Annotated in this window: 4 protein-coding genes; all 4 read left to right on the forward strand. The window is 61.6% G+C overall.

The genetic code is table 11. The features are described 5' to 3' along the window. A partial coding sequence (locus WBB85_RS03840) for a Re/Si-specific NAD(P)(+) transhydrogenase subunit alpha (protein WP_432637300.1) occupies positions 1–1,500 on the forward strand: 1,500 nt, incomplete at its 5' end. Positions 1,501–1,513: 13 nt separating this feature from the next. Beyond that, positions 1,514–2,947, forward strand: a complete 1,434-nt coding sequence (locus tag WBB85_RS03845) for an NAD(P)(+) transhydrogenase (Re/Si-specific) subunit beta (protein ID WP_432637301.1) — start codon at positions 1,514–1,516, stop codon at positions 2,945–2,947. Between the two features lie 49 nt (positions 2,948–2,996). Then, positions 2,997–4,175 (forward strand): MFS transporter, encoded by a 1,179-nt coding sequence (locus WBB85_RS03850; protein WP_432637302.1) that lies wholly within the window; start codon positions 2,997–2,999, stop codon positions 4,173–4,175. A 114-nt stretch (positions 4,176–4,289) separates the two neighbouring features. Continuing rightward, on the forward strand, positions 4,290–5,215 hold a 926-nt coding region (locus tag WBB85_RS03855), incomplete at its 3' end, for a DUF3422 family protein (RefSeq protein ID WP_432637303.1).

Below are 5,215 nucleotides of genomic sequence, written 5' to 3' on the forward strand. Positions count from 1 at the left end.
CTGCAGAAACTGGGCTATGACTGCGTGATCGAGGCTGGCGCGGGGGCCGCTGCCGGGTTCTCGGACGCGGCGTATGTGGCCGCAGGTGTCGAGGTGGTGAAAACTGCCGCCGCCCTTTGGAAGGCCGCCGATATCGTCGCCAAGGTTCGCCCGCCGTCAGAGGCGGAAGCCAAGCGGCTGACAAAGGGCCAGACCCTGATTTCCTTCTTCTACCCCGGGCAGAACGAAAAACTGATGGAACTGGCCAAGGACAAGGGCGCGAACGTCATTGCGATGGACATGGTTCCTCGGATCAGCCGCGCCCAGAAGATGGACGCGCTGTCATCGATGGCCAATATCGCGGGCTACCGCGCGGTCATCGAGGCAGGCAACAACTTCGGCCGCTTTTTCACCGGGCAGGTGACCGCCGCCGGCAAGGTGCCGCCTGCCAAGGTTCTGGTCGTCGGTGCAGGTGTCGCGGGCCTTGCCGCGATCGGGACATCGACATCGCTTGGCGCGATCACTTATGCATTCGATGTGCGGCCTGAAGTGGCTGAACAGATTGAATCGATGGGCGCCGAGTTTGTCTATCTCGATTTCGCCGAGGCTGCGCAGGACGGGGCCGCCACCGGCGGCTACGCAGCACCCTCCAGCCCCGAATTCCGGGAAGCACAGCTGAAGAAATTCCGCGAACTCGCGCCCGATATGGACATCGTCATCACCACGGCGCTGATCCCCGGTCGCCCGGCGCCCAAACTCTGGACCAAGGACATGGTCGAGATGATGAGGCCGGGTTCGGTAATTGTCGATCTGGCCGCCGAACGCGGTGGAAACTGTGACCTGACGGTGCCGGACGAAAAAATCGTCACCCCTAACGGCGTCACCGTCGTCGGCTATACAGATTTCCCCAGCCGGATGGCGGCGCAGGCATCGACGCTCTATTCCAACAACATACGCCACATGATGACCGACCTGACGCCCGCCAAGGACGGCAAGGTCAACCACAACATGGAAGACGACGTGATCCGAGGCGCAACCGCGACCTATGACGGCGCGATTACCTTCCCGCCGCCGCCGCCGAAGATTCAGGCCATTGCCGCTGCGAAACCGAAAGAAAAACCGAAAGAACTGACAGTCCAAGAGAAGCGTGCGCAGGAAGTGGCGCTGTTCAAGAAACAGACCCGCAGCCAGGTCACGCTTCTGGTGATCGGCGCGGCGCTGCTTCTGGGCGTGGGCCTTGTGGCACCCGCAAGCTTCATGCAGCACGTCATCGTCTTCGTGCTTTCGGTCTTCGTTGGCTTTCAGGTGATCTGGAACGTCAGTCATTCGTTGCACACGCCGCTGATGGCGGTCACCAACGCGATTTCGTCGATCATCATTCTGGGGGCGCTGATGCAGATCGGATCGGGATCGTTCATCGTGATCGTTCTTGCCTCACTTTCGATCTTCATGGCCGGGATAAACATCTTCGGCGGTTTCCTTGTCACCCGGCGCATGCTCGCCATGTTCCAGAAATCTTAAGGGGGCCGCAGAGATGGAATTCGGTTTTACCACCGCCGCCTATGTCGTTGCGGCTGTCCTGTTCATCCTTTCGCTCGGCGGGCTGTCCGGTCAGGAAAGTGCGAAACGTGCTGTCTGGTACGGTATCGTCGGCATGGCGCTTGCGGTTCTCGCGACGCTGATCGGGCCCGGCTCTGGCCTGTGGCTTCTGTCTGTCCTGCTGGTCGCGGGCGGCGGTGTCATCGGCACCTACGTCGCGCAACGCGTCAAGATGACCGAGATGCCGCAGCTTGTCGCCGCGATGCACTCGCTCGTCGGCCTGGCCGCGGTCTTCGTCGGCTACAACGCGCATCTCGAACTGGGCAACGTCCTGTCGATGGGTGAGGACGCGCGCCATGCGCTTGAAGGCTTCGCCGCCGTCCTCGCGCACAAGACACCGGTTGAACTGTCGATCCTCAGGGTTGAACTGTTCCTCGGGGTCTTCATCGGGGCCGTGACGTTCACCGGCTCTGTCATCGCCTTCGGCAAGCTGGCCGGAAAGGTCACCTCCAAGGCCGAAAAGCTGCCGGGTGGGCATATGCTGAACGCGAGCGCCGCAGCGCTCTCGGTCATCTGTCTCATCTGGTACTTCAATACCGGGGGCTTTCTGCCGCTTTTCTTGATGACGCTGGCCGCCCTGTTCATCGGATACCACCTGATCATGGGCATCGGCGGCGCCGACATGCCTGTCGTGGTTTCGATGCTGAACTCTTATTCGGGCTGGGCGGCAGCAGCGATCGGCTTTTCGCTCGGCAATGACCTGCTGATCGTCACCGGTGCGCTGGTGGGGTCTTCGGGTGCCATCCTGAGCTACATCATGTGCAAGGCGATGAACCGGTCGTTCGTCAGCGTCATCCTGGGCGGCTTCGGCAATACGGCCGGCCCCGCGATGGAGATCGCGGGGGAACAGGTCGCCATCGACGCCGACGGTGTGGCGGCCGCTCTCAACGATGCCGACAGTGTCATCATCATCCCGGGCTACGGCATGGCAGTGGCGCAGGCGCAGCAATCGGTCGCGGAACTGACGCGCAAGCTGCGTGCCGCCGGCAAGCAGGTGCGCTTTGCCATCCACCCGGTTGCAGGCCGTCTTCCCGGTCACATGAACGTGCTTCTGGCCGAGGCCAAGGTGCCTTACGATATCGTATTGGAGATGGACGAAATCAACGAGGACTTCCCATCCACGGATGTGGCCATCGTGATCGGTTCGAACGATATTGTTAACCCGGCAGCGCAAGAAGATCCGAACAGCCCGATCGCGGGGATGCCGGTTCTGGAATGCTGGAAGGCCAAGCAGGTGTTCGTCAGTAAACGCGGACAGGGTACCGGCTATTCCGGCATCGAAAACCCGCTGTTCTACAAGGAAAATACGCGGATGTTCTATGGCGATGCCAAGGCCAGCCTGGACAGCCTCTTGCCGCTGATCAACTGAACCAGATGCCCCGGCCAAGTGCCGGGGCTTTCATTTGTAAAGGTCGGGCGTGGCCCAAAAACTTCCTCGCAGCATATGGGCGCTGGGCATCGTCAGCCTGCTGATGGACGTCTCATCGGAAATGATCCACGGGCTGATGCCTGTTTTCCTTGTCTCCGTTCTGGGGGCCAGCACCCTCACCGTCGGAGTGATCGAAGGCATTGGTGAGGCGACGGCCAACATCACGAAACTGGTCTCTGGCATGATTAGCGACCGTACGGGACGGCGGAAGCCGCTGACTGTTCTGGGCTATGGTCTTGGCACCTTGTCAAAGCCTATGTTCGCGCTCGCCCCGACCGCAGGATGGGTGCTTGGCGCGCGTTTCGCTGACCGGGTCGGGAAGGGCATCAGGGGCGCTCCGCGCGACGCCATGGTGGGTGACCTTGCGCCAAAGGGCATGGAAGGTGCGGCCTACGGGCTGCGCCAGTCGCTGGACAATGTCGGGGCTTTCGTCGGACCGGGGCTGGCAATGATCCTGATGTGGGCTTTCGCCGGAGATTTCAGATCGGTCTTCTGGGTCGCGGTGGTTCCCGGAGTGCTGGCGGTTCTGGTCCTGATCCTCCTCGTGCGGGAACCCGAGCGCCACACCGAGCGGCCACCGAAGATGAAACTCGACCGCGCGGCGCTCGTCCGGATGGGTGCGCCTTTCTGGGGCGTCGTTGCAGTCGGCGCTGTGCTGACACTGGCCCGGTTCAGTGAAGCCTTCGTCATCCTCTTGGCCGAGGATCATGGTCTTGCGCTGGCGCTGGCGCCGCTGGTCCTCGTGATCATCTACGCGGTTGCCTCGTTCGCATCCTACCCGGCGGGCGTCCTGTCGGACAACTTTGGGCGGTCAGGACTGCTGATCGCGGGATTCATGGTGCTGATCTTCAGCGACACGCTGCTGGCGCTGGCGTCTGGCACCGGTCAGGTCATGGCGGGCGCGGCTTTCTGGGGGCTGCATCTGGGCCTGACGCAGGGCGTTCTGGCCGCCTTGGTTGCTGAAACAGCGCCGCTCGAATACCGGGCCACGGCGTTCGGTGTCTTCAACCTCGTCAGTGGCGTGGCTCTGTTGATCGCCAGCGTTCTTGCCGGCTGGCTCTGGCAGGCGCTGGGGCCGGGAGCGACCTTCACTGCCGGGGCGGGGCTTTCCGTTCTGGGCCTGATCGGTTTTTCAGCGCTGAACGGAAAAGCCCGGCGCAAGGTGTAGCACGGCTGCAAGTCGACGGCAGTATACCACGCCAATCACCGGTTTTTGCCCCTTGGGTGTTTTCGGCGCGGGGCGTTTGGCTTAATCGTCGTGAAAGACTTCAAGGACGCGCCAATGCCTTCGATCCCCGATCATCCCTTGCGCTACGCGTTGGCGAATGAGCTTCATGCCCGCCCGTTCCCTTCGCTGGATGCGCCTTGCTTTGCGGCCTATATCGCGATCAAGCCAGAGCATAATGCCGCCAACCGCGACAGGGCCGCTGACCGGGCACATCTGCTCGCGCTCCTCGACCGCTTTGGCGCACCTCATCCGCAGCCCGATGCCACGCATTATTTCGGAGACATCGGCAAATACAGCTTGAAATGGGAAAGCCATACCGAGTTCGTGACCTACACGATCTTCGGCACTGGGAATGCACAGCGGCCTTTCGATCCTGTCTGCTTCGATGTCTTTCCCGGTGACTGGCTGAAAACCGCGCCGGGTGTCCGCGTCACATCGGCAATGATCCGTATCGAACTGACCAAGGATTTCGCCCGGATCGTGCCGAAACTCGACGATTGGTTCGTCCCCGAAAGCCTTGCCGTCAGCCAGGTTCTCGATGGATCGGCCGTGATCGCAAGCGATTTTCGCATCGACACGTCTGGCCATATGCGCATTGCCGTTTTCGCGTCCCCCTCAGCGGGTGCTCGTCGCACCGGACGGATCGCGCAGCGGCTCTGCGAAATCGAAACCTACAAGGCGATGTCGATGCTGGGCCTGACCCGCGCGCGGCGGCTGTCGGCAGATCTCGGACCGATTGACAGACAGCTGACCCATCTCGTCGGCGCGATGACCGGAGACGTTTCTTCGCCGGAGGCTACGCTGAAGGACCTGCTCTCAATCTCGGCTGAACTGGAAAACATGGCAGCGCAGTCAAGTTTCCGATTCGGCGCGACAGGGGCCTATGAAGCCATCGTGAATCAGCGAATTGCAGTGCTGCGCGAAGAACGCTTTGAAGGCCGCCAGACATTCGCAGAATTCATGATGCGCCGCTACGATCC

The sequence above is a fragment of the Albidovulum sp. genome (assembly GCF_049646345.1).
Classification (GTDB): domain Bacteria; phylum Pseudomonadota; class Alphaproteobacteria; order Rhodobacterales; family Rhodobacteraceae; genus Albidovulum.